This is a genomic window from Mesorhizobium sp. M5C.F.Ca.IN.020.32.2.1, from assembly GCF_004023105.1.
In the GTDB taxonomy this organism is placed as follows: Bacteria; Pseudomonadota; Alphaproteobacteria; order Rhizobiales; family Rhizobiaceae; genus Mesorhizobium; species Mesorhizobium wenxiniae.
The window spans coordinates 1-1,003 of the sequence record NZ_RZSX01001376.1; the positions used below are offsets into that span (position 1 = coordinate 1).

The 1,003-nt window shown below is 61.5% G+C and carries 1 protein-coding gene and 1 pseudogene; both read left to right on the forward strand.

Annotated elements, in window-relative coordinates; all coding sequences use genetic code 11:
* Window positions 1–463: DapH/DapD/GlmU-related protein (locus tag EOA86_RS36130; RefSeq protein WP_281035738.1), on the forward strand; the 463-nt coding region annotated here is incomplete at its 5' end.
* A gap of 231 nt (window positions 464–694) precedes the next feature.
* Window positions 695–1,003 (forward strand): annotated as a pseudogene (locus EOA86_RS36135) (glutamine--fructose-6-phosphate aminotransferase); the annotation flags it as partial.

A 1,003-nucleotide genomic window follows, 5' to 3' on the forward strand; every position in this document is an offset into this window, starting at 1 on the left:
CATTGAAGGCGCCACCATCGCTTCGAACTGCGATATCGGCCCGTACGCGCGGCTGCGGCCGGGCGCCGATCTCAAGCAAAAGGCCAAGGTTGGCAATTTCTGCGAGGTCAAGCAGGCGACTGTCGAGGAGGGGGCCAAGGTCAATCACCTGACCTATATCGGCGATGCCCGCGTCGGCGCCGGCGCCAACATCGGCGCCGGCACCATCACCTGCAACTACGACGGCTACTCGAAGTTCTTCACCGACATCGGCGAGGGCGCCTTTATCGGCTCGAATTCCTCGCTGGTGGCGCCTGTTACAATCGGCAAGGGCGGCTACATCGCTTCGGGCAGCGTGATCACCGAAAGTGTCCCGGACGATGCGCTGGCCTTTGGCCGCGCCCGCCAGAGGACGCTGGCCGGCAAGGGCAAGGAATTGCGCGAGCGTTTTGCTTCGGCCGCGGCGGTCCGGAAAAAAGCCTAGCGGCGACGACTGCATCATGTCTTTGACGGATTTCAGGAACCGGTGAGCGCGATAGGATGCCCGTACGGAGAAACTGAGCGATTGCGGTAACCGGATTGCAAGAGCGCCCTGTCATGGTGCATCTGTGCAAGACCGTTGCGGCTGATACGCGACGAAATGCAATGTGATTTTCGCGGCAGACCGGCCATCCCTAAATAGCGCCGGGTTTCTGCGGGGAACGGGGAAACGGCAATGTGCGGTATCGTAGGAATTGTTGGTCATTCGCCGGTCGCGCCGCTCATTGTCGACGCGTTGAAACGGTTGGAGTATCGCGGCTACGATTCGGCCGGCGTTGCCACTGTCGAGGACGGCCAGCTCGGACGCCGTCGCGCCGAAGGCAAGCTGGTCAATCTCGAGCGCCGGCTGAAGGACGAACCGCTCAATGGTATGATCGGCATCGGTCATACGCGCTGGGCAACGCATGGCGTGCCCAACGAGACCAACGCGCATCCGCATTTTTCCGACGGCGTCGCCATCGTCCACAACGGCATTATCGAGAAT